At 73.0% G+C, this 24,447-nt stretch carries 24 protein-coding genes and 1 pseudogene; 18 read left to right on the top strand and 7 right to left on the bottom strand.

The window, feature by feature from the left end:
• The first annotated feature begins 136 nt into the window (after window positions 1-136).
• From AB0958_RS00125 to AB0958_RS00065, 13 genes are all read left to right on the top strand, one after another.
• A complete protein-coding gene (locus AB0958_RS00125) occupies window positions 137-424 on the top strand; it encodes an ArsR family transcriptional regulator (RefSeq protein WP_366888166.1) in 288 nt (95 codons plus the stop codon).
• 56 nt (window positions 425-480) lie between these two features.
• On the top strand, window positions 481-1,434 hold the full coding sequence (locus tag AB0958_RS00120) for an SMP-30/gluconolactonase/LRE family protein (RefSeq protein ID WP_366887982.1): 954 nt from the start codon (window positions 481-483) through the stop codon (window positions 1,432-1,434).
• Between the two features lie 70 nt (window positions 1,435-1,504).
• Window positions 1,505-1,966 (top strand): fluoride efflux transporter CrcB, encoded by a 462-nt coding sequence (gene crcB, locus AB0958_RS00115; protein WP_366887981.1) that lies wholly within the window; start codon window positions 1,505-1,507, stop codon window positions 1,964-1,966.
• Window positions 1,963-2,343 carry a DUF190 domain-containing protein gene (locus tag AB0958_RS00110; RefSeq protein ID WP_366887980.1) on the top strand — a complete coding sequence of 127 codons (381 nt, stop codon included), beginning with the start codon at window positions 1,963-1,965 and terminating at the stop codon, window positions 2,341-2,343. The genes crcB (AB0958_RS00115) and AB0958_RS00110 overlap by 4 nt, the downstream gene beginning before the upstream one ends.
• A complete protein-coding gene (crcB, locus tag AB0958_RS00105) occupies window positions 2,340-2,714 on the top strand; it encodes a fluoride efflux transporter CrcB (protein ID WP_366887978.1) in 375 nt (124 codons plus the stop codon). Before AB0958_RS00110 ends, crcB (AB0958_RS00105) begins: the two co-directional genes overlap by 4 nt.
• A gap of 72 nt (window positions 2,715-2,786) precedes the next feature.
• Window positions 2,787-3,623 (top strand): undecaprenyl-diphosphate phosphatase, encoded by an 837-nt coding sequence (locus AB0958_RS00100; RefSeq protein WP_366887977.1) that lies wholly within the window; start codon window positions 2,787-2,789, stop codon window positions 3,621-3,623.
• Between the two features lie 194 nt (window positions 3,624-3,817).
• Complete coding sequence (locus AB0958_RS00095) at window positions 3,818-4,498, top strand: FadR/GntR family transcriptional regulator (protein WP_366888165.1); 681 nt, start codon at window positions 3,818-3,820, stop codon at window positions 4,496-4,498.
• Window positions 4,495-5,934, top strand: a complete 1,440-nt coding sequence (locus AB0958_RS00090) for an amino acid permease (RefSeq protein WP_366887976.1) — start codon at window positions 4,495-4,497, stop codon at window positions 5,932-5,934. Before AB0958_RS00095 ends, AB0958_RS00090 begins: the two co-directional genes overlap by 4 nt.
• A 43-nt stretch (window positions 5,935-5,977) precedes the next feature.
• Window positions 5,978-6,988, top strand: a complete 1,011-nt coding sequence (locus AB0958_RS00085; protein ID WP_366887975.1) for an asparaginase — start codon at window positions 5,978-5,980, stop codon at window positions 6,986-6,988.
• Window positions 6,989-7,128: 140 nt separating this feature from the next.
• Window positions 7,129-8,532 carry an aspartate ammonia-lyase gene (gene aspA, locus AB0958_RS00080; RefSeq protein ID WP_366887974.1) on the top strand — a complete coding sequence of 468 codons (1,404 nt, stop codon included), beginning with the start codon at window positions 7,129-7,131 and terminating at the stop codon, window positions 8,530-8,532.
• A 36-nt stretch (window positions 8,533-8,568) separates the two neighbouring features.
• A complete protein-coding gene (locus AB0958_RS00075) occupies window positions 8,569-9,507 on the top strand; it encodes a glutaminase (RefSeq protein WP_366887973.1) in 939 nt (312 codons plus the stop codon).
• A gap of 105 nt (window positions 9,508-9,612) precedes the next feature.
• Complete coding sequence (mptB, locus tag AB0958_RS00070) at window positions 9,613-11,007, top strand: polyprenol phosphomannose-dependent alpha 1,6 mannosyltransferase MptB (protein WP_366887972.1); 1,395 nt, start codon at window positions 9,613-9,615, stop codon at window positions 11,005-11,007.
• Window positions 11,004-12,386 (top strand): glycosyltransferase 87 family protein, encoded by a 1,383-nt coding sequence (locus tag AB0958_RS00065; RefSeq protein ID WP_366887971.1) that lies wholly within the window; start codon window positions 11,004-11,006, stop codon window positions 12,384-12,386. The genes mptB and AB0958_RS00065 overlap by 4 nt, the downstream gene beginning before the upstream one ends.
• Here AB0958_RS00065 and AB0958_RS00060 read toward each other — a convergent pair.
• Together AB0958_RS00060 and rho are read right to left on the bottom strand one after the other, a co-directional pair.
• Window positions 12,317-13,324, bottom strand: a pseudogene (locus AB0958_RS00060) (serine hydrolase); the annotation flags it as partial. The gene AB0958_RS00065 and the pseudogene AB0958_RS00060 overlap by 70 nt on opposite strands.
• Before the next feature lie 113 nt (window positions 13,325-13,437).
• Window positions 13,438-14,586 (bottom strand): transcription termination factor Rho, encoded by a 1,149-nt coding sequence (rho, locus tag AB0958_RS00055; RefSeq protein WP_366887970.1) that lies wholly within the window; start codon window positions 14,584-14,586, stop codon window positions 13,438-13,440.
• Window positions 14,587-15,113: 527 nt separating this feature from the next.
• On the opposite strand from rho, the gene AB0958_RS00050 reads away from it, so the two are divergent.
• Complete coding sequence (locus tag AB0958_RS00050; protein WP_366887969.1) at window positions 15,114-16,040, top strand: hypothetical protein; 927 nt, start codon at window positions 15,114-15,116, stop codon at window positions 16,038-16,040.
• 168 nt (window positions 16,041-16,208) lie between these two features.
• Window positions 16,209-16,958: a class I SAM-dependent methyltransferase gene (locus tag AB0958_RS00045; protein ID WP_366887968.1), complete on the top strand. Its 750-nt coding sequence runs from the start codon at window positions 16,209-16,211 to the stop codon at window positions 16,956-16,958.
• On the opposite strand, the gene AB0958_RS00040 is transcribed toward AB0958_RS00045, so the two are convergent.
• From AB0958_RS00040 to AB0958_RS00025, 4 genes are all read right to left on the bottom strand, one after another.
• Window positions 16,928-17,701: a GntR family transcriptional regulator gene (locus AB0958_RS00040; protein ID WP_366888164.1), complete on the bottom strand. Its 774-nt coding sequence runs from the start codon at window positions 17,699-17,701 to the stop codon at window positions 16,928-16,930. The two genes, AB0958_RS00045 and AB0958_RS00040, sit on opposite strands and share 31 nt — an antisense overlap.
• A gap of 137 nt (window positions 17,702-17,838) precedes the next feature.
• Window positions 17,839-19,005 (bottom strand): serine hydrolase domain-containing protein, encoded by a 1,167-nt coding sequence (locus AB0958_RS00035; protein ID WP_366887967.1) that lies wholly within the window; start codon window positions 19,003-19,005, stop codon window positions 17,839-17,841.
• A gap of 121 nt (window positions 19,006-19,126) precedes the next feature.
• The gene (locus AB0958_RS00030; protein ID WP_366887966.1) at window positions 19,127-20,095 is read right to left on the bottom strand and encodes an acetylxylan esterase; all 969 of its coding nucleotides are present in this window, start codon (window positions 20,093-20,095) and stop codon (window positions 19,127-19,129) included.
• 359 nt (window positions 20,096-20,454) lie between these two features.
• Window positions 20,455-21,042: a hypothetical protein gene (locus AB0958_RS00025; RefSeq protein ID WP_366887965.1), complete on the bottom strand. Its 588-nt coding sequence runs from the start codon at window positions 21,040-21,042 to the stop codon at window positions 20,455-20,457.
• A 379-nt stretch (window positions 21,043-21,421) separates the two neighbouring features.
• Between AB0958_RS00025 and AB0958_RS00020 the strand changes: the two genes are divergently transcribed.
• Together AB0958_RS00020 and AB0958_RS00015 are read left to right on the top strand one after the other, a co-directional pair.
• Window positions 21,422-22,345, top strand: coding sequence for an NADP-dependent oxidoreductase (locus AB0958_RS00020; RefSeq protein WP_366887964.1), 924 nt, complete (start codon window positions 21,422-21,424; stop codon window positions 22,343-22,345).
• Entirely contained in the window at window positions 22,342-23,091 is a 750-nt protein-coding gene (locus tag AB0958_RS00015) for a GNAT family N-acetyltransferase (RefSeq protein ID WP_366887962.1), read from the top strand. Before AB0958_RS00020 ends, AB0958_RS00015 begins: the two co-directional genes overlap by 4 nt.
• Here AB0958_RS00015 and AB0958_RS00010 read toward each other — a convergent pair.
• On the bottom strand, window positions 23,052-23,495 hold the full coding sequence (locus AB0958_RS00010; RefSeq protein ID WP_366887961.1) for a MarR family winged helix-turn-helix transcriptional regulator: 444 nt from the start codon (window positions 23,493-23,495) through the stop codon (window positions 23,052-23,054). The genes AB0958_RS00015 and AB0958_RS00010 overlap by 40 nt on opposite strands.
• Window positions 23,496-23,580: 85 nt before the next feature.
• Here AB0958_RS00010 and AB0958_RS00005 point away from each other — a divergent pair, with 85 nt between their 5' ends.
• A complete protein-coding gene (locus tag AB0958_RS00005; RefSeq protein ID WP_366887960.1) occupies window positions 23,581-24,360 on the top strand; it encodes a putative protein N(5)-glutamine methyltransferase in 780 nt (259 codons plus the stop codon).
• Window positions 24,361-24,447 lie beyond the last annotated feature (87 nt).

Here is a 24,447-nt window from a genome sequence, read left to right as displayed (position 1 = left end):
GGGGACGGCCGGGCCCCTCCGCCCTGCCCGGACGTCCCTTCTCGGACATCGCGCACCGAGCCCCGGACGTGGTGGCTTCGGCTGCGGAAAGGTGGGCATCACCAACTACGAGGAGGCAGGGACGGAGGCCGGTCGGATGCTGAGGAACGCCAAGAGCGCAAGCCGCCTGGACATTCTGGACTGGCTCAAGGATCCGGCGGCCCACTTCCCGCCCCAGCGCCACGCGGACCTCGCCGAGGACGGCGTCAGTGTCCGGGCCGTCGCCGCGAAGCTCGGAGTCTCCCGTCGGGTCGCCGGCACCCATCTGGACCTGCTGACCCGGCTCGGCCTGCTGCGCGCCAAGCGCATCCGGCACCGGGTCTACTACCGGCGTGACGACATCCGGATCGCCGAGGTGGCCCGGCTGTTCGAAAAGGGCTGGTGAAACGGGGCCGGTTCGCGGGTCGCCGGGCGGCGCCGCCGACTGCCACCATGGGGCCCATGGACCGACCCACGCGCCTCGTCCCCCTCCACTACGTCGCCGTCGGCGGCCGAGGCCCGGAGGACGTGGTCACGGATCCGGACGGGCGGGTCCTGACCGGCGTCGAGGACGGCCGCATCCTGCGCCTGGACGGCCTCGGCGACCCGGACACCGTCCGGGTGCGGGTGCTGGCGGAGACCGGCGGCCGCCCGCTGGGACTCGAACTCCTCCCGGACGGCGACCTGCTGGTGTGCGACGCGGAGCGCGGCCTGCTGCGCGTCGGACTCGCCGACGGCGTGGTGCGCGTCCTCGCCGACTCGGTCGAGGGCGAGCCGCTGCGGTTCGCGAGCAATGTGGTCGCCCTGCCCGACGGCACCGCGTACTTCACGGTCGCCAGTCGTCGCTTCCCCCTGCACCAGTGGGTCGGCGACATCGTCGAGCACAGCGGCACCGGCCGCCTGCTGCGCCTCGCCCCCGGCGCCCGGGCCCCCGAAGTGGCCTGCGAGGGGTTCCAGTTCGCCAACGGGCTGGCGGTGAGCGGCGACGGCACCTTTCTGATCGTCGCCGAGACCGGCGCGTACCGGCTGACCCGGTACTGGCTCACGGGCCCGCGCGCCGGCCGCGCCGAGTTCTTCGCCGAACTGCCGGGCATGCCCGACAACATGTGGCGGGACGGCGAGCTCACCTGGGTGGCCCTCGCCGGGCCGCGCAACCCCCCGCTCGACCTCCTGCACCGCACCCCGTCCGCGGTGCGCCGGGCGGCCGCCCGTGCCGCCGTGCACGCCCCCTACCGCCCGGTCGGCACCATCGCCGTCATGGCCCTCGACGACGACGGCCGCGTCGTCCACCACCTCGCCCGGCAGCGCTCCGGCTTCCGGATGGCCACCAGTGTCTGCGTGACCGGCCGGCTCCTGGTCCTCGGCAGCGTCTGGGAGCCCGGTGTCGCCGTCTGCACGGCGCCCACCGCGAAGTGACCTGCGGGTACGCCCGGCGGTAACCTGTAGCACCCGTCGGGGCGGTGCCCGAACAGGAGACGTACGACCCATGACAGCCCCGGAAGCCGAGAGCCTCCATGTCCAGCCGACCCCCCGGCGTCGGTCCGAATGGCGCACCCAGGCCCCGGTCGTCGCGGTGGTCGCGGCCGGCGGCGCGATCGGCGCGGTGGCCCGTTACGCCCTGGCCCTGGCCCTGCCCACCGCCGCGGGCGGGTTCCCCTGGGCGACCTTCTGGACGAACGTCATCGGCTGCGCGGTGATCGGTGCCTTCCTGGTCCTGACCACCGAGGGGCTGCCCGCGCACCGCCTGGTCCGGCCCTTCTTCGGCACCGGTGTCCTCGGCGGCTTCACCACCTTCTCCACCTACGCCGTCGACATCCAGAAACTGGTCGACCACGGCAGGCCCGCCACCGGCCTCGCCTATCTCGCCGCGACCCTGTGCGCGGCCCTGACGGCGGTGTGGTGCGCGGCCACCGCGACCCGCCGTGTGCTCACCCGGAGGCAGCGATGACGAGACTGACCGGCCGCGCCCTGCGCCTGACCGTCTACGTCGGCGAGGACGACACCTGGCACCACAGGCCCCTCTACAGCGAGATCGTGCACCGCGCCCACACGGCCGGTCTCGCGGGCGCCAGCGTCTTCCGGGGGGTCGAGGGCTTCGGTGCCTCCTCCCGCATCCACACCTCCCGGCTGCTGTCGCTCAGCGAGGACCTGCCGGTGGCGGTCGTGGTCGTGGACACCGAGGAGCGGATCCGGGCGTTCCTGCCACAGCTCGACGAGCTGGTGACCGAAGGCTTGGTGACCTTGGACGACTGCGAGGTCATCAGGTACGTCGGCCGGACGGACAACCCGGGCGAAGCGGACGTGGAAGGTAAGAACTCGTTGTGAACTGGCTGTTGGTCGTCCTCGGTGCCGCCGTCGGCGCCCCGCTCCGCTACCTCACCGACCGCGCCGTCCAGACCCGGCACGACTCCGTCTTCCCCTGGGGTACGTTCGTCGTGAACGTCACGGGCTGCCTGATCCTGGGCCTCCTGAGCGGCGCGGCCGCGGCCGGCGCCGCGAGCCCGCACCTCCAGCTCCTGCTGGGCACCGGCCTGTGCGGGGCGCTCACCACGTACTCGACGTTCTCTTACGAGACACTGCGGCTGACCGAGACCGGCGCGGGGCTCTACGCTGCGGCCAACGTCGTCGCGAGTCTCGTCGCCGGGCTGGGGGCGGCCTTCGCCGGGGCGGCGATCGCCCAGGCCCTGTGGGCGTAGAACTTGCTTCAGACCCGCGCGCTGTAGGACTGTCTACAGCACTGTCGACCAAACTCTGCAGAACTGGATCCCATGAGCGCCATCTCCGTCGGTCAAGCCGTCGTCCTCGGTGTCGTCGAGGGGGTGACGGAGTTCCTCCCGGTGTCCTCCACCGGTCACCTCAAGATCACCGAGGGGCTCATGAACATCCCCGTCGACGACAAGTCCGTCGTCGGGTTCTCCGCCGTCATCCAGGTGGGTGCCATCGCCGCCGTACTGGTCTACTTCTTCAAGGACATCAAGCGGATCGTCTCCGCCTGGTTCCGCGGTCTGACCAACAAGGAGGAGCGCTACCACCACGACTACAAGTTCGCCTGGTGGGTCATCTACGCGACCATCCCGATCGTCCTGGTCGGCCTGGCCGCCAAGCCGCTGATCGACGGTGCGCTCGGGTCCCTCTGGGTGGTCGGCGGCTCGCTCATCGTCGGGTCCGCTGTGATGTGGTGCGCGGACCAGATGGGCCGCCACAAGCGCGGTGAGGACGACACCTCCTTCAAGGACGCGATGCTGGTCGGCTGCTCGCAGATCCTCGCCCTGCTCTTCCCCGGCTTCTCCCGCTCCGGCGCCACCATGTCCACCGCGCTCGTCCTGGACCTGGACCGCGTCGCCGCCACCCGGCTCTCCTTCTTCCTCGGCATCCCGGCCCTGACCGGCGCCGGCATCTACGAGCTCAAGGACGCCCTCGGTGCGGGCGTCGGCGCCGCACCGCTGGCCGTCGGCACGATCGTCTCCTTCGTGGTCGCCTACGGCTCCATCGCCTGGCTGCTGAAGTTCGTCGCCAAGCACTCCTTCAACGCGTTCGTGATCTACCGGATCGTCATCGGCCTGGCGGTCTTCGGCCTGCTCGCCACCGGGACCGTCAGCGCCTGACCGGCCGGGCACCCCGGCGCCCGCCCGGTCACCGCTCCGCCACGGGGTGTGACGCCTGTGCATTCAGGTGTCGCACCCCGTGAATGTTTCCTTTCGCGACACCTTGACAGCCTCGTCCCGCAACCCGGAACATCTCACCCGTGAACCTGTCAGACAGCCGGACAGCCGGACAGCCTCCTCGGCGGATCAGCGCCATGGAGGCGGTGCTGGCGCATCTGCGCGGCGCCATCGAGCGCGGCGAGTACGCCATCGGCGACAAGCTCCCCTCGGAGGCGGAGCTCTGCCGCACGCTGGAGATCAGCAGGCCCGTCCTGCGCGAGGCCCTGCGGGCCCTGCAGACGATGGGCCTGACCGTCTCCAAGACCGGCAAGGGCACCTTCGTCGTCGCGAACGCCGTCGAGGACCCCACCTTCGGCGACTACGCGGCCAGCGACCTGCTGGAGGTGCGCCGGCACATCGAGATCCCGGTCGCCGGGTACGCGGCGCTGCGCCGCACCCCGGAGAACCTGGACCACCTGGCCCATCTGCTCGACCGCATGGAACGGGAGACGGACACCACCGCGTGGGTCGCGATGGACACCCTCTTCCACCTGGCCGTGGCCGAAGCCGCCCAGAACCCGGTGTTCCGCCGGGTCATCGAGGAGATCCGGGACGCACTGGCGCGTCAGTCGGCCTTCCTCAACGAACTGGGCGGATTCCGCCGCGAGCAGTCCAACCGGGAGCACCGGGCCATCGTCGAAGCGCTGATGGACGGTTCCGAATCCGACGCCGTGGACGCCATGAGCCACCACCTGGACCGCGTCGAGACCACCCTCACCCACATCGTGCGCCCCGCGCGCACGGTCCAGCACAAGGAAGGCGGAACCGAGGCGTGAGCGAACAGCACCTCAAAGACGAGACGCGCTCCTCGTCCCGTCACGTCGACGCCGGCGACCACGGCTACAGCAAGTCGCTGAAGCACCGGCACGTCAACATGATCGCCATCGGCGGCGCCATCGGCACCGGCCTCTTCCTCGGCGCCGGCGGCCGCCTCGCCGACGCGGGACCCTCCCTCTTCGTCGCGTACGCGGTCTGCGGAGTCTTCGCGTTCCTCGTCGTACGCGCCCTCGGCGAACTCGTCCTGTACCGCCCGTCCTCGGGCGCCTTCGTGTCGTACGCCCGGGAGTTCCTGGGCGAGAAGGGCGCCTACACGGCCGGCTGGATGTACTTCCTGAACTGGGCCACCACCGGTATCGCCGACATCACCGCGGTCGCCACCTACACCCACTACTGGGGCATGTTCTCCGACATCCCGCAGTGGGTGATCGCCCTGATAGCCCTGGCCGTGGTCCTCACCGTGAACCTGATCTCGGTGAAGATCTTCGGCGAACTGGAGTTCTGGTTCGCGATCGTCAAGGTCAGCGCCCTGGTCGTCTTCATGGTCATCGGCATCTTCCTGCTGGTGACCCAGCACCCCGTGGACGGCGCGACCCCCGGCCCCTCCCTGATCACCGACAACGGCGGCGTCTTCCCCAACGGCCTGCTCCCGATGCTGCTGATCATCCAGGGCGTCGTCTTCGCCTACGCCTCGGTGGAACTGGTCGGCGTCGCCGCCGGTGAGACCGAGAACCCCGAGCAGATCATGCCCAAGGCGATCAACTCGATCATGTGGCGGGTCGGCCTGTTCTACGTCGGCTCGGTGGTCCTGCTGTCGATGCTGCTGCCCTGGAACAAGTACACGGCGGGCCAGAGCCCCTTCGTCACCGTGCTCTCCCACATCGGCGTCCCGGCGGCCGGCGGAGTGATGAACCTCGTCGTCCTCACCGCGGCCATGTCCTCGCTCAACTCCGGTCTCTACTCCACCGGCCGCATCCTGCGCTCCATGGCCGTCAACGGCTCCGCCCCGAAGTTCACCGCGAAGATGAGCCGCAGCCAGGTGCCGTACGGCGGCATCCTGCTCATCAGCGGTATCTGTGTCCTCGGTGTGGGCCTCAACTTCGTGGTCCCCGCCGACGCCTTCGAGATCGTCCTCAACTTCGCGGCGATCGGCATCCTCGCCACCTGGGGCATGATCATGCTCTGTCACCTGCTCTTCTGGCGGAAGACCCAGAACGGGGAACTCACCCGCCCCGGCTACCGACTCCCGGGCTCCCCCTGGACCGAGATCGTGACGCTGGCGTTCCTCGCCTCCGTCCTGGTCCTCATGTACGCCGACGGCGGCGCCGGACGCACCACCGTGCTGTGCCTGCCGCTGATCGTCGCCGCGCTGGTCGCCGGCTGGTACGCCATCCGCGGCCGTATCGCGCGCTCGTCCGCCGGATCCGACGCGTGAACCACGCACCGGTCCGTCCCACCTCACCCGAGACCAGGCAGTGATGTACAGCAGTTCCCCCGCGGCCGCACCCGTCGTCCGTGAACCCCTCCACGCCCCCGTCGCCCACCTCATCCGCGGCGGGGTCGTCGAGGGCATCCACTACGGTTCCGTCGTCGTCCTGGACGCCGACGGCCGGGTCCAGTTCCAGCTCGGCGACATCGAGGCCGCGTTCTACCCCCGCTCGGCCCTCAAGCCGGTCCAGGCCGTGGCGATGCTGCGGGCCGGGCTGCCCCTCGACGGCGACCTGCTCTCGCTGGCCGCCGCCAGCCACTCCGGCGAGGAACGCCACCTCGCCGGGACCCGGCGCATCCTCGGCCTCGCCGGTCTGACCGAGGACGATCTGCGCAACATTCCCGACCTGCCGTACGGTGCCGCGGTCCGGGACACCTGGATCCGCGAGGGCCGGCAGCCCTCGCGGCTCGCGCAGAACTGCTCCGGCAAGCACGCGGCGATGCTGTGGACCGCGAAGCTGAACGGCTGGTCGCTCGACGACTACCTGGACCCGGCGCACCCGCTCCAGCAGGCGATCGCCGAGATCGTCGAGGACCTGACCGGGCAGCGGGTGGCGGCGACGACCGTGGACGGTTGCGGGGCGCCGCTGTTCTCCATCTCCCTGCACGGGCTGGCCCGCGCGGTGTCGCGGATCGCCGCCGCCGCACCGGGCACGCCCGAGGCGAAGGTCGCCGACGCGATGCGGGAGCACGCCGAGATGGCGTCCGGCGCTGGGCGGGACGTGGCCGCGCTGATGGCGGCCGTGCCGGGGCTGCTCGCCAAGGACGGCTTCGAGGGCGTGCAGGTCGCTGCGCTGGCGGACGGCCGGGCGGTGGCCGTGAAGATCGCCGACGGGGCGGATCGGGCGCGGGTGCCGGTGGCTGCGGCGGCGTTGGCGCGGGCCGGGGTGGATCCGGAGCTGCTGACCGAGTTCGCCGGGCAGGCGTTGCTCGGGGGCGGGCGGCCGGTCGGGTGTGTGCGGCCCGTTCGGTCGCTGGAGCCGGTTGCGGTTTGCGCCTAGTGGGGCGAGTCGTTTTGTTGTCGGGCGGCTGCGGGCCGGGTGTGGCTGGTCGCGCAGTTCCTCCCCCGGCCTTCGGCCGGGGGTGCCCCCAGCGCCCCTTACGGGGCGCTTTACCCTCAACTCTTTTGGAACAGGAACCCATGACCAGTCGCAGCGAACACGATCTGCTCGGTGACCGGGATGTACCCGTCGACGCGTACTGGGGTGTGCACACCCTGCGGGCGACCGAGAACTTTCCGATCACCGGTATGGCGATCTCCGCGTACCCGCATCTGATCGAGGCCCTGGCCGCCGTCAAGGAGGCCGCCGCCCTCGCCAACGAGGAACTGGGGCTGCTGGCGCCCGAGAAGGCGGCCGCCATCGTCGCCGCCTGCCGGGAGATCCGCGGCGGCAAGCTGCACGACCAGTTCGTCGTCGACGTCATCCAGGGCGGTGCCGGTACGTCGACGAACATGAACGCCAACGAGGTCGTCGCCAACCGGGCGCTGGAGTTGATGGGGCACCGGAAGGGGGAGTACCGGTACCTGCACCCCAACGAGGACGTCAACCTGGGGCAGTCGACCAACGACGTCTATCCGACCGCCGTCAAGATAGCGACGGTGTTCGCGGTGCGCGGGCTGCTGCGGGCGATGGCCGTGCTGCAGGACTCCTTCGGACGCAAGGCCGTCGAGTTCCGTGACGTGCTGAAGATGGGCCGTACGCAGTTGCAGGACGCGGTGCCCATGACGCTCGGGCAGGAGTTCTCCACCTTCGCCGTGATGCTCGACGAGGACCGCAGCCGGCTCGCCGAGGCCGTCGAGCTGATCCATGAGATCAACCTCGGCGCCACCGCCATCGGCACGGGGCTCAACGCGCCCGCCGGATACGCCGAGGCGGCCCGCCGTCACCTCGCCGAGATCACCGGGCTGCCCCTGGTCACCGCCGCCAACCTCGTCGAGGCGACCCAGGACTGCGGTGCCTTCGTCCAGATGTCCGGCGTGCTCAAGCGCATCGCGGTCAAGCTCAGCAAGGGCTGCAACGACCTGCGGCTGCTGTCCTCCGGTCCGCGGGCCGGGCTCGGGGAGATCAACCTGCCGCCGGTGCAGGCCGGCTCGTCGATCATGCCGGGCAAGGTCAACCCGGTGATCCCGGAGGTCGTCAACCAGGTCGCCTTCGAGGTCATCGGCAACGACGTGGCCATCACCATGGCCGCCGAGGCGGGGCAGCTCCAGCTCAACGCGTTCGAGCCGATCATCCTGCACTCCCTGTCGGAGAGCATCACGCATCTGCGCAATGCCTGCCTCACGCTGGCCGAGCGCTGCGTCGACGGCATCACCGCCAACACCGAGGTGCTGCGCGCGACCGTCGAGAACTCCATCGGCCTGGTCACCGCCCTGAACCCGCACATCGGGTACACGGCGGCCACCGACATCGCCAAGGAGGCCCTCTCCACCGGTCGCGGGGTCGCCGAACTGGTACTGGAGAAGGGTCTGTTGCCGGCCGAGCGGCTTGCCGACCTGCTGCGTCCCGAGGTCCTCGCCGGCAGCGGCTCACCCCTCGTCTGACCTGCGACTGCGCACCAGGACCGGCCCGGAGGCACAATGGTGATCATGACAACGACGTCGTCCCACGCCTTCCTGCCGGTCCTGGAGCGCATAGCCGAGGAGATGGGCCGCACCCCGGGGCGCGGCCGTACCGCCGACTACATCCCGGCGCTCGCGGCCTGCGATCCCCGCAGCTTCGGCATGGCGGTGGCCGAGCTGGACGGCACGGTCTACGGCGTGGGGGAGTGGCGGCAGACCTTCTCCACCCAGTCCATCACCAAGGTCTTCACCCTCGCTCTTGACCTCGCCCGCGAGGGCGACGAACTCTGGGAACACGTCGGCCGCGAACCCTCCGGCAACCCCTTCAACTCCCTGGTCCAGCTGGAGTACGAGAACGGCATCCCGCGCAACCCCTTCATCAACGCGGGCGCCCTGGTCGTCACCGACCGCCTCCAGACCCGGACCGGCGACGCGGCCGGCGAACTCCTGGGCTTCCTGCGGGCGGAGAGCGACAACCCCGCCCTGGACTTCGACAAGGAGGTCGCCGCCTCCGAGTCCCAGCACGGCGACCGCAACGCCGCACTCGCCCATTTCATGGCGTCCTACGGCAACATCGACAACGAGATCCCGGTCCTCCTCGACCAGTACTTCCGGCAGTGCTCCATCGCCGCCTCCTGCGCCGACCTCGCGCTGGCCACCACCTTCCTGGCCCGCCACGGCATCCGTGCCGACGGCACCCGACTCCTCACCAGGAGCCAGGCCAAGCAGGTCAACGCGGTGATGCTGACCTGCGGCACGTACGACGCGGCCGGCGACTTCGCCTACCGGGTGGGCCTGCCGGGCAAGAGCGGGGTCGGGGGCGGGATCATCGCGGTGGTACCGGGCCGGTGCGCGATCTGCGTGTGGAGCCCGGGTCTGGACGAGCGCGGCAACTCGGTGGCGGGGGTGGCGGCCCTGGACAGGTTCACGACACTCACGGGTCTGTCGGTGTTCTAGAGACCGGTCCTCGCGTCGCTCACAGGTAACAGCCGGGCCGCCCCCAGGAAAACATGCCGTCGCCCAACGGCCACCCACCCTTGCCACGCTGACCCAGTGTTGGCCATGGCTTTCCCCGTCGATCTCCGCCGCTGCCAGGTACTCGGCCTGGCCGGCACCGCCTTCCTCGCCCTGGGAGGTGAGACGGCCGGCGCCCTGCCCGTGGCGGATCTGCTCGCGCCCGGCTCCGTCCAGGCGGCGTTCGGCCTGGTCGGCGTCTACTTCGGCGTCGTCCTGCTGATCGCGGCCTGGCTGCTCCTCGGCCGCCTGGTGCGCAGCGCGGACCCACCCACCCCGCGCCGGCTGCTGCTGGTCCTCGCCGTCTGGGCGACCCCCCTGCTGCTCGCACCGCCGCTCTTCAGCCGGGACGTGTACAGCTACCTCGCCCAGGGCGCGATGGTCGACGCCCACATGGACGTCTACACCTCGGGCCCCGCACAGCTCGGCGGCCCGCTCGCCGACGAGGTCGCCCCGGTGTGGCAGAACACCGCCGCCCCGTACGGCCCGGCGTTCATGGGCGTGGCCTCGCTGCTGTCCGGACTGACCCGTGGCCAGCTTCCCGCCGGGCTCTTCGGGATGCGGCTGGTGGCGCTGCTCGGCGTCGGCCTGATGGCGGCCGCCCTGCCCCGGCTCGCCCGGCACAGCGGCGCCGACCCGGCGGCCGCCCTCTGGCTCGGGGCCCTCAACCCGCTGGTGCTGCTGCACCTGGTGGCGGGCGCCCACAACGACGCGATCATGCTCGGTCTGCTCGGCCTCGGCCTGGTCGCGGCGCTCGGCCGGTGGCCGGTCCTGGGAGCCGTGCTGGTCACGCTCGCGGCACTGGTGAAGGCGCCCGCCGCGCTGGGGCTGCTCGCGATCGTCGTCGTACAGGCGCGCAGGGGCCGCAGCCCGGCGCGGGCCACCCTGCTGACGGCCGCCGCCTCCTCGGCCACGACCGTGGTCGCGACCGCCGTCGCGGGGACGGGCTACGGCTGGATCAGGGCCCTCGACACCCCCGTCTCCCCGCACAACTGGGCGCTCAGCAGCCTGCTCGGCCGGGCCACGGGCCGGGTCCTCGCACACTTCGGCAGCTCCCTTGCGCCGCTGGCCGTGCCGGCCTGGCACCTGTTCGGGCTGGCGCTGACGGCGCTGACCGTCCTGCTGATCTGGGTCCGGCTGCGGCCCCGCCCCGTCTACGCCCTCGGCCTGAGCCTCGCCGCGGTCGCCGCCTTCGGCCCGGCGATCCGGCCCTGGTACGCCCTGTGGGGCCTGTTCCTGATAGCCGCGGCGGCACCCAGCACCTCGGTACGGCACCGGGTGGCCGCCGTGACCGGCGTGCTCGCCCTCGCCGTCCTGCCCAGCGGCGGTCCCGCCGACGCCGGCCAGTTGGTCCTCGCCGTCCTGGGCGGCGTGCTCGGCGTGGTCGTGCTCTGGCAGGCCCACCAGGCGGCACAGGCCCCGGCGCTGGGACGCACGGCATGAGGGGGCCGCGGACCGAGCGGGGCAGGCTGCTCCTCGTCGTCGTGCTCGTCGCCGCCGTGACCGTGTTCACGGCCACCGTGCCGCTGCTGCGCGACTGGTTCGACCTGCGCGTCTACTACGGCACCGTGCACACCTGGGTGCACCACGGCGGCCGGATCTACGACTACCGGGTGCCCGGCACCGAGTACGGCTTCACCTATCCGCCGTTCGCCGCGCTCGGCATGCTGCCCATGGCACTGGTGGGGCTGCGGCTGGCCATCACGGGCTCGCTGCTGCTCAACCTGGCCGCCCTGGCGTTCGTGCTGCGCGTCCTGGCCGGCCCCGGCTGGCGGCGCCTGGGCTGGTACCGCTGGGCGCTGGCGCTGTGCGCGCTGGCGCTGTTCGAGCCGCTGCGGGACACCTTCAGCTTCGGCCAGGTGAACCTGGTACTGCTCGCCCTGGTCCTCGCCGACTGCTGTCTGCTGCGCAGCGGCCGGGGCCGCTGGGCGGGTGCCGGGATCGGGCTCGCCGCCGCGGTCAAGCTGACGCCCGCGCTGTTCATCGGCATGCTGCTGCTCGCCCGCAGATGGCGGGCGGCGGGGACGGCCACGGCCGTGACGCTCGCGGCCACCGGGCTCGCCGCCTGGGCCGACCCGAGGGCGTCCCGCTTCTACTGGACGCAGGCGCTCTGGGACACCGGCCGGGTCGGCCGGCTCGACTACGTGTCCAACCAGTCGCTCCAGGGCGTGCTGGCCCGGCTCGGTCATCCGGACAAGCCGCTGTGGGCGATCGTCGTCCTGCTCACGCTGGCCGTGTGGGCGTGGCGGACCCGCGGGGCGGTGGCCGCCGGGGACTGGACGGCGGCCTTCGCGCTCACCGGTCTCACCGCCTGCCTGGTCAGCCCGATCACCTGGGTGCACCACCTGGTGTGGGTGCTGCCGTCGTTCGTGGTCCTGGTCCGCGCCGCGTCCCCGCGGATCGCCGGCGTCCTGTACGCGGTGATGTGCACCAGCGTGGTGTGGCTGTGGGTCGACGACGCGTCCGGCATCGACGGCTTCCTCGGCAGCAACCTCTACACCTGGATCACGCTGGGCCTGCTGTTCGGCCTGCCGACGGGTCAGCCGCGGCCGGTCGGACCGGAGCTGCCGGACCGGCCGGAGCCCTCGGACCGGCCGGCGCGGTCGCCCCTGAGCCGCGTCGCCAGGGTCACCGCCCCCGCGCCGAGTGCCGCGCACGCCAGGACGACGGCCGCCTCCGGCCAGCCGGAGCCGTTCTCCGGTGCCGTGGCCGCCGCCATCGGCACGGTGCTCGGGCCCGGCCGGGGGGCGGGCCGCAGCGCGTCCAGCGAGCCCACCGGATCGACCCGTCCGGCCGCGCCGAAGCCCCAGTCGAGCAGCTGACGGGCCTCGTCGTACACCCCGCCGTCCTGGGGGTTGAGCACCGTCACCACCAGGGTCCGGCCGCCCCGCCGGGCGGCGGCGACCAGGGTGTTGCCGGCGTTGCTGGTGTAGCCGTTCTTGATCCCGATCATGCCGGGGTACCGCTCGACGCCGTCCTCACCGGTCAGCAGCCGGTTGGTGTTCTCGATGCCGAACGACCAGCCGCCGCCGGCCGGGAAACGGGCCTCGGCGGTGGAGCAGTAGCGGGCGAAGTCGGGATTGCGCAGCCCGGCCCGGCCGAACACCGCCAGGTCGTAGGCCGAGGAGACCTGGCCCGGTGCGTCGTAGCCGTCGGGGGACTCCACATGCGTGTCCAGGGCGCCCAGGGAGCGGGCCTTGCCCTGCATCAGGGTGACGGTGCGGTCCCAGCCGCCGTCGAGCGCGGCCAGGACGTGTACGGCGTCGTTGCCCGAGCTGAGGAAGACGCCCCGCCACAGGTCCGCCACCCGGTAGGTGTGTCCCTCTTCGACGCCGACCAGGCTGCTGCCCTCCTCGACGTCCGCCAGTTCCGCGGAGGTCACCCGGTGCTCCAGGCCGGCGGGGAGCACCGGCAGGACGGTGAGCGCGAACAGGGTCTTCAACGTGCTGGCCGGCGGCAGCCTGCGGTGTGCCTCGTGCGCCGCCAGCACCTGGCCGCTGTCCGCGTCCGCCACCAGCCAGGAGAGCGCGGAGACGTCCGGGACCGCGGGTGCCCCGGCGTGCGGCCGGACCTGGACGCCGGAGCGGTAGAGCAGCGCCGGCCCGGGCACCGACGGCCCGGACACCGCCGACGCCGGGGCGGGCGCGGTGGCCTCCGCGGCGGCCGTGGCGGGCGCCAGTGCCAGCAGCCCCGCCAGGCAGAGGGCGCAGGTGGACACCGTCGCCCGGCGCGGGAATCGGTGAGTCAATCCGATCGTCATACGATCAACGTAGGAACGGTGGCGTCCCACGGCGCGCGGCCTGGGCCGGATGGACGCGCCGAGCAACCCGGATGCCGCACGCGGGGCGTCCCGCGTCGGCCCCGCGCGAGGCGTCAGCCCGCCGGCAGGGTCGGCTGCACGCGGCGCAGGAAGGCGGCGTTGTCCGGGGTCTCCCGCATCCGCTGCAAAAGCGTCTCCAGGCCGCCCGGCGTGCCCTCCCGGCCCTGCAGCGCCCGGCGCAGACCGTGGACGACGGCCAACTCGGACGGGGCGAGGAGGAGTTCCTCGCGGCGGGTACCGGAGGGAGCGATGTCCAGGGCGGGGAACACCCGCCGGGAGGCGAGCTCGCGGTCCAGGCGCAGCTCCATGTTGCCGGTGCTCTTCAGTTCCTCGAAGAAGTAGCCGTCGGCCCGGGAACCGGTGTCCACCAGGACGGTGGCGAGGATGGTGAGCGAGCCGCCCTCCTCGGCCTTGCGGGCGGCACCGAAGAACCGCTTGGGGCCGAGCAGCGCGCCGGCGTCGACACCGCCGCTGAGCGTACGGCCGTTGGAGGCGGCCGCGTTGTTGTGGGCCCGGCACAGCCGGGTCAGCGAGTCGAGCAGGATGACGACGTCCCTGCCGTCCTCGACGAGCCGCTTGGCCCGCTCGACGACGAGTTCGGCGAGGGCGATGTGCTCCTTGGCGGGCCGGTCGAAGGTGGAGGCGTACACCTCGCCGCGCACCGAGCGCCGCATGTCGGTGACTTCCTCCGGGCGCTCGTCGAGCAGCAGCACCATCAGATGGGCCTCGGGATGGTTGCCGGCGACGGCGGCCGCGAACTGCTGGAGCAGCACGGTCTTGCCGGTCTTCGGCGGGGCCACGATCAGCCCGCGCTGCCCCTTGCCGACGGGCGTGAACAGGTCGGCGACCCGTCCGGCGAGCCCGGCCGCCGGGTGCTCCAGCCGGATTCGCTCGTTCGGGTGCAGCGGGGTCAGGTCGCGGAAGTGGCGCCGGCCGCGCAGTTCGCCGGGGGTACGGCCGTTGACGTGCGTGACCTCGGTCAGGGTGCGCCGGTCGCCCAGGACGCCCTCGACGAGGTCGCCCCTGCGCAGGCCGTGACGGCGGACCAGCGCGGGGGCGACCTGCGGGTCGCCGGGGGAGGACAGACAGCTCGGGGCCCGCAGCTGCCCCTTCCCGGCCGCGTCGATGTCGAGGACACCGGTGACGGGTCGGGTGGCGGGCTGCGTCTGCTGCCGTACGGGAGGTTCGAGTGTGGTGGTCATGAGAGGGGTCCTTTCGAGGACGGAAGACATGATGGGGAGGGGGAGCGGGCCGCGAGCGGGAGGGCGTACGCGCAGGCCTCCGTGCGGCGGGAACGGCACCTCGGGAACGGCATGGAAGCCCTGGTCACGAGGTGGTGCGGAGAAGCCGGCGGCCGGTCGCTGAGCGACGGACGGCACGGCCGGAGGAAGGGGAACCGCACGCGGTGCCCGATGTCGGGCCACCGTACGTGCTGATCGCACTATACCCAGGGTTCCGGCAGCGTCAACATGATGCCGGGCACCGATATTCCCGGCCGGCCGGTCCGCGGCGGACATCGACGAGAACAGCGCCGCGGAAACCGTGCGCCGGCGCAGGCCGCCTCCGCCTGGTCCCCGGCAGCACACCGGCGGGGCCGGGGTTTCGTGCCCCGCCCTTCTGCCCTGCCCGGAACGGGGTCGCGGATCGCGGGGCGGACCCGCGGTCATGATGCGACAACAGTTCTGCCGGGCACGGGACTTGATGTCTGGTTATGCCTTATCTTCACGACATGTCCACGCCACCGCAACAGCCGCCGGCCTCACCTCAACAGCCCGAACCCGCCGCCCCGCAGCATTCCGAGTCCGCCGCCCCGCAGCAGCCCGGATCCGCCGCCCCCCAGCCGCCCGTGGCGCCCCCGCAGCCGACCGCCTACCCGTACCCGAACCCGCAGTCGCCGCCCCCACCGAATCCCTACGCCCAGCCGACCCTGGTCAACCAGCCCGCGCAGCCGACGTCGGCCAACCCCTACGCCGTACAGCCCGGTTACGGCTACCCGCCGCCGGCCGCACCGCCGTCCGGCCGGGGCGGCGCCGCCGGGAGAGCGGTGCTGTGGGCCGTCGTGGGCGCCGTGGCCGCCTCCGCCGTCTGGGCGGGCGGCCTCTTCCTGACCGGCGGCTTCGGGACCGCCGCCGACCTGCGCGGCTACCGGGCGCCCGCGAACCTGTGCTCGGGCGCGGACTACTCGTCGTTCAAGGACGAGTACCCGGTCGACGACTCGGCCCCGACCAAGAACACGCTGAAGGACCCGGCCCTGGACGAGAGTTCCTGCAGTCTCAGCCTGAAGAAGACCGGGTCCACGTACGCGGACGCCTATCTGTCCATGCAGGTGGACCTGCACAAGAAGACCGATCCGGGACCGGAGTTCACCGCCACCTGGAAGAACTACGGCGACAGCCACACCGATTACGACGTGACGCCGGTGCGGGGCATAGGCGACGAGGCCTACCTGGTCACCCAGGACACCAGTAGTGGCTCCACCACCAGCGGCTCGCGGTACGCGACGCTCGCGGTGCGGGACGGCTGGACGACGTACACGATGAGCTACAGCGCCTACCTCTCGTCGTACGAGAGCGACAAGAACCCGCCGGCGCTGGGCGACGTGACGGGCTGGCTGAAGACCGACACCAAGTCCACGCTGGAACAGCTCAAGGGCTGAGGCCCGGACCTGGTCGAGGGCATCGGTGATCGCCTTCACCGGGCCGTGCGCGGCGTGGCCGCCGTCGACGGTGCCCCACCGTGGCATGGGTCCGGCCGCGAGCGCGGTCCCGTACGCGGGCCGCGCCCGTGCCGTCCCCGGCGCCGGGTGCTCCCGTAGGCTGGCCGGATGTTCAGCCCCGAAGGACCGAGTCTCCGAGAACTCGCCGTGCAGGCGCTGTCCTCGGTCGAGCGCGGCTACGACCTGCTGGCCCCGAAGTTCGACCACACCCCCTTCCGGACGCCGGACCCGGTCCTGGAGTCGGTCGCGAAGGTGCTCACCCCGCTCGGCCCCTTCGCGGACGGTCTCGACCTGTGCTGCGGCACCGGTGCCGGTCTGGACGTGCTGGCCCAGGTGTGCCGGAGAAGCGTCACGGGCGTCGACTTCAGCGCCGGCATGCTCGACGTCGCCCGGCGGCTGCCCCCGCCCGACGGTCCCGACGTCACCTGGGTGCAGGCCGACGCCCGGGCCCTGCCGTTCGGACCGGCCTTCGACCTGGTCGTCAGCTTCGGGGCGTTCGGGCACTTCCTGCCCCGGGAGCTGCCCGGTCTCTTCGGCCAGGTCCACTCGGTGCTGCGACCGGGCGGCACCTTCGCCTTCCCGGTGGTGGCGCCGCCCCGCCCCGCCGGCCCCGCGTTCTGGGCGCTGCTCGGCTTCGACGCCGTGATGCGGGTGCGCAACGCCCTGTGGCGGCCGCCGTTCGTCATGTACTACCGGGCCTTCCGGCTCGGCGACGTGCTGGGCGAGTTGGCGCGGGCGGGGTTCGTGACCGACCTGTACGCGCTGCCCGGGTTCGGCGCCCGCGACGACGGCAGCCCGCGTGCCCGGCTGGTCGTGGCCCGCCGGGGTCAGTCCACGGCGGGCACCGTGAACTCGTAGACCAGCGTGTCCTGCTGGGCGTCCACCACCAGGTCGGTGATCTCCAGCGGGCGGGCGTACTGGTCGTGCACCCGGCGGGTCACCCGGACCGTGGCCGCGTCGGCGACCTGGGTGATCGAGTCCCGGTGGTGCAGGGCCAGGCCCGCCTTGCGCATCCAGTCGTAGGCGCGGCGCAGTTGCGCGGCGGTGGCGGCGGTGCCGTCGGCCCGGTCCCGGTACCGGCCCAGCTCCTCGACCTCGGTCAGGGCCACCGTCGAGAAGGAGGTGACGGCGGTGCGCAGGGCCCGGCCGTCGGGTGTTGCCGACTCGTAGCGGTGCACCAGGGTCGGCCGGTGCGGGGCCAGCCCGAGCGCCGCCGCGTGCTCGGGCGGCGGCTCCTCCCAGGTCACCGTGGTCCGGTCCACCGCACCGTGGTCGTCGGTCCCGGCGCCCACCGGGAAGGCCAGCCCGACCGGCCTCTGCACGGGACGGCCGGGCAGCGCGGCGTGACTGCCCCGCCGGTCGGTGGCGACCAGTCCGCTGCGCCGCAGTACCTCGAGCGCCTGCCGGACGGTTTGCCGGCAGACTCCGAAATGCCGGGCCAACTCCCGCTCCGAAGGCAGCCGTTCGCCCGGGGGGACGGTGCCGTCGTGCAGTTCGCCGAGGAGCCGGGTGGCGATTCGCCAGTACCGGGGCTGCCCTTCGCTCTCGGGTGCGCTGCCGGGGTCGGTCTCGGGACGGTCGTGCGGGATGGTGCGGGTCATGCCGGTGCGGGCCATGCCGCGGCCTCCTGTGGATGACAAGACGTAGCCGTGCGGATTCGGTGCGCGACCACATCTAGCATTGGTCTAAACCATGAGGGAAGGGCGGCCCACTGGATTCGGCCGAATCCGCACCGGCCTCACAGACTCGCGTACACGGCGGCCACCAGGGCCGTCTTTCGGGGGTCGTCCGCGATCCGCGGTCCCATGCGGTTCATGACATATCCGAGCGAGACACCCGCCTCCGGGTCGGCCAGCCCGCAGGAGCCGCCGAACCCGTCGTGTCCGACGGCCCGGGGGTTCGGCCCGTACGAGCCGTTCGCGCCGCTGAGCCACAGCCCGAGCGCGACCTCGGTCTCGTGCTCGAAACCGGCTCCGAGCACCAGGTCGCGGCAGCTGCCCTGCCCCTCACGCACCCGTTCGGCGGCCTCGGGCGACAGCAGGCGCAGACCGCGGTACTCGCCCCGGCCCGCGAACACGCCGTACAGCGCGGCGACCGCCCGTGCGGTGCCGTGGCCGTTGGCCGCGGGGATCTCGGCCGCCCGCCACTCGGGGGTGTTCGCCGCCGACGCGCCCACCCCCGGGTTGGCGAGGGCCGCCACCGCGGCGGGCGCCAACTGGCTGAAGACAGCGGCCTGTTCACTGTCCGAGACGACCCGCGGGTGGGTCAGCTCGGCCGCCCGCCCGGACTCCGCCTCCGGCAGCCCGACGGTGAAGTCGATCCCCAGCGGCCCGGTCACCTCCCGAGCCAGGAACGCCCCCGGCAGCAGCCCCGACACCCGCCGCACCACCTCGCCCACCAGGAAGCCGTAGGTCAGCGCGTGGTACCCGGACCTGGTCCCCGGCTCCCACCAGGGCTCCGTCGCCGCCAGCCGCGCGGTCGTCAACTCCCAGTCGTACAACTGCTGGAGGGAGTGCGGCTCGCGCAGGCCGGACAGGCCGGCGCGGTGCGACAGCAGATGGCGGACCAGGACCCGCTCCTTGCCCGCCGCCGCGAACTCGGGCCAGTACGCGGCCACCGGCGCGTCCAGGTCCAGCAGTCCCCGGTCGGCCAGGATGTGCGCGCACAGGGCAACCGGCCCCTTGGTCGTGGACCAGACGTTGACCAGGGTGTCCCGCTCCCACGGCCGGGTCCGCGCCGGATCGGCCCAGCCGCCCCACAGGTCCACCACCGTCTCGCCGCCGACCGTCACCGCGACGGCGGCGCCCAGCTCCTCCCGGTCCCGGAAGTTCTCCTCGAACGCCTTGCGCACCGCCGTGAAGCGCGGTGCGCAGTGACCCTGGACCTGTGGCTCGTGCTCGGACATGCGCCCTCCGTCGTACGCCGGAACCCCGGACCGCGACGCCGCGGCCCGGGCGACTAGAACGTACCGACTGGTCGGACCGGAGGGAAGGTCGGTGACGGGTCCGGCCTCAGGGGCATTGCGCTCAGGCGTACGAACCGAGCCAGCGCATCTTCGCCGCCTCGTGGTACGGGCCGCCGCCCTCGTGGTCGTTGAAGTCGTACACCTCGATGGCCTTGTCGTCGTGCGCCCAGGCGTTGAACGCCGCGAAGACCGTGGACGGTGGGCAGGTCTGGTCCTCCAGGGCCGCCGAGAACAGCGCCGGGGCCCGGCCGCGCGCCGCGAAGTGCACACCGTCGAAGTAGGAGAGGGTGCGCTGGACGTCGGCCGAGCGGCCGCGGTGGGTCTTCAGGAACAGGCCGATCTCCCGGTATGGGTGACGGTCCGTCAGGGTGGTGGCCCGCGGGAAGTCGCACAGGAACGGCACGTCCGGTGCGACGGCGGCCAGGTCCGGGACCAGACCGCCGACCGCGATGGTGATCCCGCCGCCCTGGCTCGCACCGAGCGCCACGGTCCGCGTCGCGTCGGTCAACGGGTGCGAGCGCGCCGCCTCGACCGCGCGGACGGCGTCCGTGTACACCCGCCGGTAGTAGTAGTTCTCGGGTGCGTCGACACCGCGGGTCATGAACCCCGGGTACGCGGGCGCACCGCCCACCGGGTCGGCGGTGCCGCCCCCGCCGCCCCAGGCGCTGCCCTGGCCCCGGGTGTCCATCACGAAGTGCGCCCGGCCGGTCGAGGCCCACAACAGGTTCTCGTGCGGCAGCCCGCGTCCGCCGCCGTAGCCGATGAACTCCACGACCAGCGGCAGCGGTTCGCCGGCACCGGCCGGCAGCCGCAGCCAGCCCTTGACCGGGTGACCGCCGAACCCGGCGAACGTCACGTCGTAGACGTCGACCGTGGCCAGTCCGGTGTCGACCGGCTCGAAGCGGGCGTCGAGATCGTGCTCACGGGCCTCCTGGAGCGTCTTCGACCAGAAGGCGTCGAAGTCGTCGGGCGCCACCGACGCACTGCGGTGGTCGCGCAACTCGTCGAGGGGAAGGTCGAACAGGGCCATCAACAACCGCCTTGGTGAAGGGAAGATGCGGATGATCACACCGTACGTGGGCGGTCCGACGGCTCGCCAGAGCGCGGGGACGCCGCCGGCTGCGGCCGACCCACTGGTCAGGGGCCCGCAGCGCGCGTGGCGCACGGCGGCGACGAGATCCGAGGGGCGGTGCGTGGTTCAGGTGTGTCGGCGGGGCGGGTCCGGGGCGGTGCGTGGGTCAGGTGTGTCGGCGGTCTCGGGGTCCGGCGCGGCCGGGGGCGCCGGGGCGGGTCCGGGGCGGTGTGTGGGTCAGGTGTGTCGGCGGGGCGGGTCCGGGGCGGTGCGTGGTTCAGGTGTGTCGGCGGGGCGGGTCCGGGGCGGTGCGTGGGTCAGGCGCGACGGCGGGTCCAGTCCGGGCCGGTGCGTGCCCACTCCTGCTCCCACTCGGCGAGCCGGTGCCGCAGCGCCACCCGGCGGACGATGCCGTGACCGAGCAGCACCACGGCCGCCGCGCCGCCCGCCCCGCACAGGCCCACCGTGACCGTGTGCTGCCAGACGGCGACCTCGTTCGGCGGCGGGGCGACCCCGTGCCCCTGCCGGTCGAACCAGACGTCCACCACGTCGCCGCCCCTGGCCCCGGCGGGCACCCGGGCGAGGGCGGTGCGGGCGCCCTTCCCGGGCACGGTCCAGCGCACGTCCGCCTGGTAGGCGTGGTCCGCGTCGCCGCCCTGCACCGAGGGCAGCTGCTCGGGGACGGTCCCGACGACCACCGCGCGGACCCGGTGCCGCTCGGCGCGCTCCGCCAGGGCCACCGCGTGCGCCTGGCCGTGCGCCCACAGTCCCGCCACCGCTCCCGCGAGGGGCGCGCCTGCGCACAGCAGGACCGCGACGACCAGCGCGATCCACGCCTCCACCATGTCCGACCTGCGCCGCAGCGGGTTCTGCCGCCAACGCCAGCCGTGCACCCGGGTACGCATGCCGACCTCCTCGCCGCCACAGGAGCCGACGGGCCGGACCACCGGTCCGCAGCTCCCAGCGTGCCCCGCTCGCGCGTGAGCGTCCACAGGGGTCTGGTACCCCGTACGGCACACGCCGCGCACCCTGGGGAGCCAGGGAAGCGGAACCGGCCGGAGCACGCTCACGGGCGCGCGCCGCTGCCGCTCGCCACGCCACCGCGTCCCGGCGGGCGACCGCGCCGCGGAAGGCCTTCCGCGCCGCCCCGGCCCCGGTCGTCCCCCCGATCATTGCGGCCTTATGAACGATCCCCGAGTGCGGGAATAGCGACCCCGCGCACATCCTTGGCGCGAGTGCCGCTACCGGTACACCGGTGACTGCACCAGAGAGCGAGGAAACACGATGCCCAAGGCGTACGTCTACACCCGGCACGGCGGGCCCGAGGCCGAGGCCTTCGCCGACGTGGACCGGCCCAGCCCCGGCCCCGGTGAGCTGCTGATCGCGGTGCGTGCGGCGGGGGTGAACCCCGTCGACTGGAAGCTGCGCGGCGGTCTGCGACTGCCGGGCGTCGCCGAGCCCGTGTTCCCGGTCGTCTTCGGGAGCGAGGCCGCCGGTGTCGTCGAGGAACTCGGCGAGGGCGTGACCGGGTTCGCCGTCGGCGACGAGGTCTTCGGCAACACGGTCGGCGGCGCGTTCGCCGAGCACGCCCTGCTGCCGGCGGCCGTGACCGCCCACAAGCCCGCCGCCCTGTCGTTCACCGACGCCGCCACCCTGCCGGTCGCCGCGGCCACCGCCTACGACGGCGTGCGCCAGCTCGACCTGCCCGAGGGGGCCACCCTGCTGGTCACCGGGGCGGGCGGCGGAGTCGGCGCGGCGGCCGTGCAGATCGCCCGCGCGTGGGGTCTGCGGGTCGTGGGCCTGGCGAGCGAGGCGAAGAAGGAGTTCGTCGAGTCGCTGGGCGCGGTGCACGTGCCCTCGGGGCCCGGCCTGGCCGAGCGGGTGCGGGCCGCCGCACCCGAGGGCGTGGACGGCGTCTACGACCTGGTCGGCGGCGAGGTGCTCACCGAGGCGGCCGACCTGCTCGCCGACCGCACCGGGCTGATCACCGCCGGGGCCGCGCCCGAGACCGTCGCCGCCCTGGGCGGCGCCCGCGTCGAACGCGCCCGTACCGCCGCCGTCCTGGACGAGGTGGCCGAACTCGTCGTGGGCGGTGAACTCGACCCGCATGTGTCGGCGACCTTCCCGCTGGACCAGGCCGACCGGGCGCTGCGCGCCGTCGAGGACGGGCACGCCCGCGGCAAGATCGTGATCGAGGTCGCCGGATGAGCGTCCCCAGCCCCCGCGAGAACGCCCCGCACGTCCTCGACAACCCCGCCCTCGCCTCGCTCACCGGCCCGCACGCGCACTTCGCCGAACGGCGCGGCCGCGTCCTGCGCTACCCGGTCGACGTCTCCCCGTGGCTGGCGCTGCCCGACCGGCCCGAGGCCGCCGACTGGGCGGATCTCGCCGCCCTCGCCGGTCCCGGTGCGGAGGTCGGAGTGCCCGGCTACCGCGGCGAACTCCCGGACGGCTGGGAGCTGACCATGAACATCGCCGGGGTGCAGCTGGTGGACGAGGGGATGGAGACCGCCCCGGAGCCGGCGGCCGTCCGCCTCGGCCCCGCCGACGTACCGGAGATACTCGACCTGATCGCCCGCACCCGGCCCGGTCCGTTCCTGCCCCGCACCATCGAGATGGGCACCTACCTGGGCATCCGCCGCGAGGGCCGGCTGATAGCCATGGCGGGGGAGCGGCTGCACCCGCCGGGCTGGACGGAGATCAGCGCGGTCTGCACCGACCCCGCCCACCGCGGCGAGGGTCTCGCGACCCGGCTGATCCGTGCCGTCGCGCACGGCATCAGGGAGCGCGGCGAGACTCCGTTCCTGCACACCGGCGCCGAGAACACGACGGCCGTGCGGCTGTACGAGTCGCTGGGCTTCCGCCTGCGCCGCCGTACCGCCTTCATCGCCGCCCGGGTGCCCGAGACACTCGGTCAGTCGGCGCCGGTGCCCGCCGAGGCGCCCGTGTTGTAGCGCTCCAGGTACCCGGCGAACCTGACCAGATCCTCCTCCGGCCAGTCCGCCAGCCGCTCCCGGAACGCGGTCCGGCGGCTGTGCGTGACCTGGGCGAGGATGTCCTGCCCGGCCCGCGTGAGGTGCAGCACCTGGACCCGGTGGTCCTCCGGGTCCAGGCGGCGCTCGATCAGGCCGGTCCGTTCCAGCGCCGCCACCTGCCGGCTCACGGTCGACTTGTCCAGCGCGTAGTGCGCGGCCAGGTCGGTCGCCCGGCAGCCGCCGCTCTCCTCCAGGTGCCCGAGGAGGGTGTACGACACCAGCGACAGCTCGGGGTGCATACGCCCGGCCGAGGCCCGCGCCCGGCGCGCGAAGGCGGTCATCTCGCGCTGGATGGTCTCGACCGCCGTCTCCGCCGCTGTCATGGGAACACCTCCTCGCCGGTCCAGTTGCATAATACAACTTGGTGCCCGAGGCGTACCGCCGCCGTCTCCGGATAGGCTCGCGGCGATGACTTCACTCACCGATCCGGCCACCGTGGCCGCCACGCTGCGCGCCGCCGGCTGTGTCTTCGCCGAGGACGAGGCGGACCTGATCCTCGCCACCGCCCGCACCCCGCGGGAGCTCGCCGCGATGGTGGCCCGGCGGGCCGCCGGAGAGCCGCTCGAACACGTCCTCGGCTGGGCCGGCTTCCACGGACTGCGCGTCCAGGTGGAGGCGGGTGTGTTCGTGCCCCGCCGCCGTACCGAGTTCCTGGTCGACCAGGCCCTGGCGCAGGCCCCCGGCGCCTCCGTCGTGGTGGACCTGTGCTGTGGCTCCGGCGCCGTCGGAGCGGCCCTCGCCGCCGCCCTCGGCGACGTCGAACTGCACGCCGCCGACATCGACCCGGCCGCGGTCCGCTGCGCCCGCCGCAACATCGCCCCCTACGGCGGCCACGCCCACCACGGCGACCTGTACGACGCCCTGCCCACCGGCCTGCGCGGCCGGATCGGCATCCTCGCGGCCAACGTGCCCTACGTCCCCAGCGCGGAGGTCGGGCTGCTGCCCGCCGAGGCCCGCGACCACGAGCCGCTGGTCGCCCTCGACGGCGGTGGCGACGGCCTCGACGTGCTGCGCAGGGTCGTCGCAGGGGCCCCCGAGTGGCTGGCGCCGGGCGGCTGCGTCCTCGTCGAGACGAGCGAACGCCAGGCCGACTCCGCCGTCGACACCTTCACCCGCGCCGGCCTGACCACCCGCCTCGCGGTGTCGGAGGAGCTGTACGCAAACGTCGTGATCGGCGTCCGCGGCTAGGGCCCTTCTGATGGATCTCCGCGGCGTCGCGACGCCCGGCACGCACGCTCGACGCACGGGGTGGCGGGCCAGGTGGCTCCGCCACAT

Source organism: Streptomyces sp. NPDC006655 (assembly GCF_040703965.1).
Classification (GTDB): Bacteria; Actinomycetota; Actinomycetes; order Streptomycetales; family Streptomycetaceae; genus Streptomyces.
Note: the sequence above shows the minus strand (reverse complement) of the source record. Positions and strands in the feature narration are given on the sequence as shown.

Excerpts from the sequence above, each read along its gene's own strand:
- AB0958_RS00085 (WP_366887975.1), top strand. The coding sequence starts at position 5,978 with ATGTACAGCAGTTCCCCCGCGGCCGCACCCGTCGTCCGTGAACCCCTC.
- AB0958_RS00020 (WP_366887964.1), top strand. The coding sequence starts at position 21,422 with ATGCCCAAGGCGTACGTCTACACCCGGCACGGCGGGCCCGAGGCCGAG.
- AB0958_RS00035 (WP_366887967.1), bottom strand. The coding sequence starts at position 19,005 with ATGTCCGAGCACGAGCCACAGGTCCAGGGTCACTGCGCACCGCGCTTC.
- AB0958_RS00045 (WP_366887968.1), top strand. The coding sequence starts at position 16,209 with ATGTTCAGCCCCGAAGGACCGAGTCTCCGAGAACTCGCCGTGCAGGCG.
- AB0958_RS00010 (WP_366887961.1), bottom strand. The coding sequence starts at position 23,495 with ATGACAGCGGCGGAGACGGCGGTCGAGACCATCCAGCGCGAGATGACC.
- AB0958_RS00095 (WP_366888165.1), top strand. The coding sequence starts at position 3,818 with ATGGAGGCGGTGCTGGCGCATCTGCGCGGCGCCATCGAGCGCGGCGAG.
- AB0958_RS00005 (WP_366887960.1), top strand. The coding sequence starts at position 23,581 with ATGACTTCACTCACCGATCCGGCCACCGTGGCCGCCACGCTGCGCGCC.
- AB0958_RS00120 (WP_366887982.1), top strand. The coding sequence starts at position 481 with ATGGACCGACCCACGCGCCTCGTCCCCCTCCACTACGTCGCCGTCGGC.
- AB0958_RS00125 (WP_366888166.1), top strand. The coding sequence starts at position 137 with ATGCTGAGGAACGCCAAGAGCGCAAGCCGCCTGGACATTCTGGACTGG.
- AB0958_RS00075 (WP_366887973.1), top strand. The coding sequence starts at position 8,569 with ATGGTGATCATGACAACGACGTCGTCCCACGCCTTCCTGCCGGTCCTG.
- crcB (WP_366887981.1), top strand. The coding sequence starts at position 1,505 with ATGACAGCCCCGGAAGCCGAGAGCCTCCATGTCCAGCCGACCCCCCGG.
- aspA (WP_366887974.1), top strand. The coding sequence starts at position 7,129 with ATGACCAGTCGCAGCGAACACGATCTGCTCGGTGACCGGGATGTACCC.
- AB0958_RS00025 (WP_366887965.1), bottom strand. The coding sequence starts at position 21,042 with ATGCGTACCCGGGTGCACGGCTGGCGTTGGCGGCAGAACCCGCTGCGG.
- AB0958_RS00065 (WP_366887971.1), top strand. The coding sequence starts at position 11,004 with ATGAGGGGGCCGCGGACCGAGCGGGGCAGGCTGCTCCTCGTCGTCGTG.
- AB0958_RS00015 (WP_366887962.1), top strand. The coding sequence starts at position 22,342 with ATGAGCGTCCCCAGCCCCCGCGAGAACGCCCCGCACGTCCTCGACAAC.
- AB0958_RS00030 (WP_366887966.1), bottom strand. The coding sequence starts at position 20,095 with ATGGCCCTGTTCGACCTTCCCCTCGACGAGTTGCGCGACCACCGCAGT.
- rho (WP_366887970.1), bottom strand. The coding sequence starts at position 14,586 with ATGACCACCACACTCGAACCTCCCGTACGGCAGCAGACGCAGCCCGCC.
- AB0958_RS00050 (WP_366887969.1), top strand. The coding sequence starts at position 15,114 with ATGTCCACGCCACCGCAACAGCCGCCGGCCTCACCTCAACAGCCCGAA.
- AB0958_RS00100 (WP_366887977.1), top strand. The coding sequence starts at position 2,787 with ATGAGCGCCATCTCCGTCGGTCAAGCCGTCGTCCTCGGTGTCGTCGAG.
- mptB (WP_366887972.1), top strand. The coding sequence starts at position 9,613 with ATGGCTTTCCCCGTCGATCTCCGCCGCTGCCAGGTACTCGGCCTGGCC.
- AB0958_RS00040 (WP_366888164.1), bottom strand. The coding sequence starts at position 17,701 with ATGACCCGCACCATCCCGCACGACCGTCCCGAGACCGACCCCGGCAGC.
- AB0958_RS00110 (WP_366887980.1), top strand. The coding sequence starts at position 1,963 with ATGACGAGACTGACCGGCCGCGCCCTGCGCCTGACCGTCTACGTCGGC.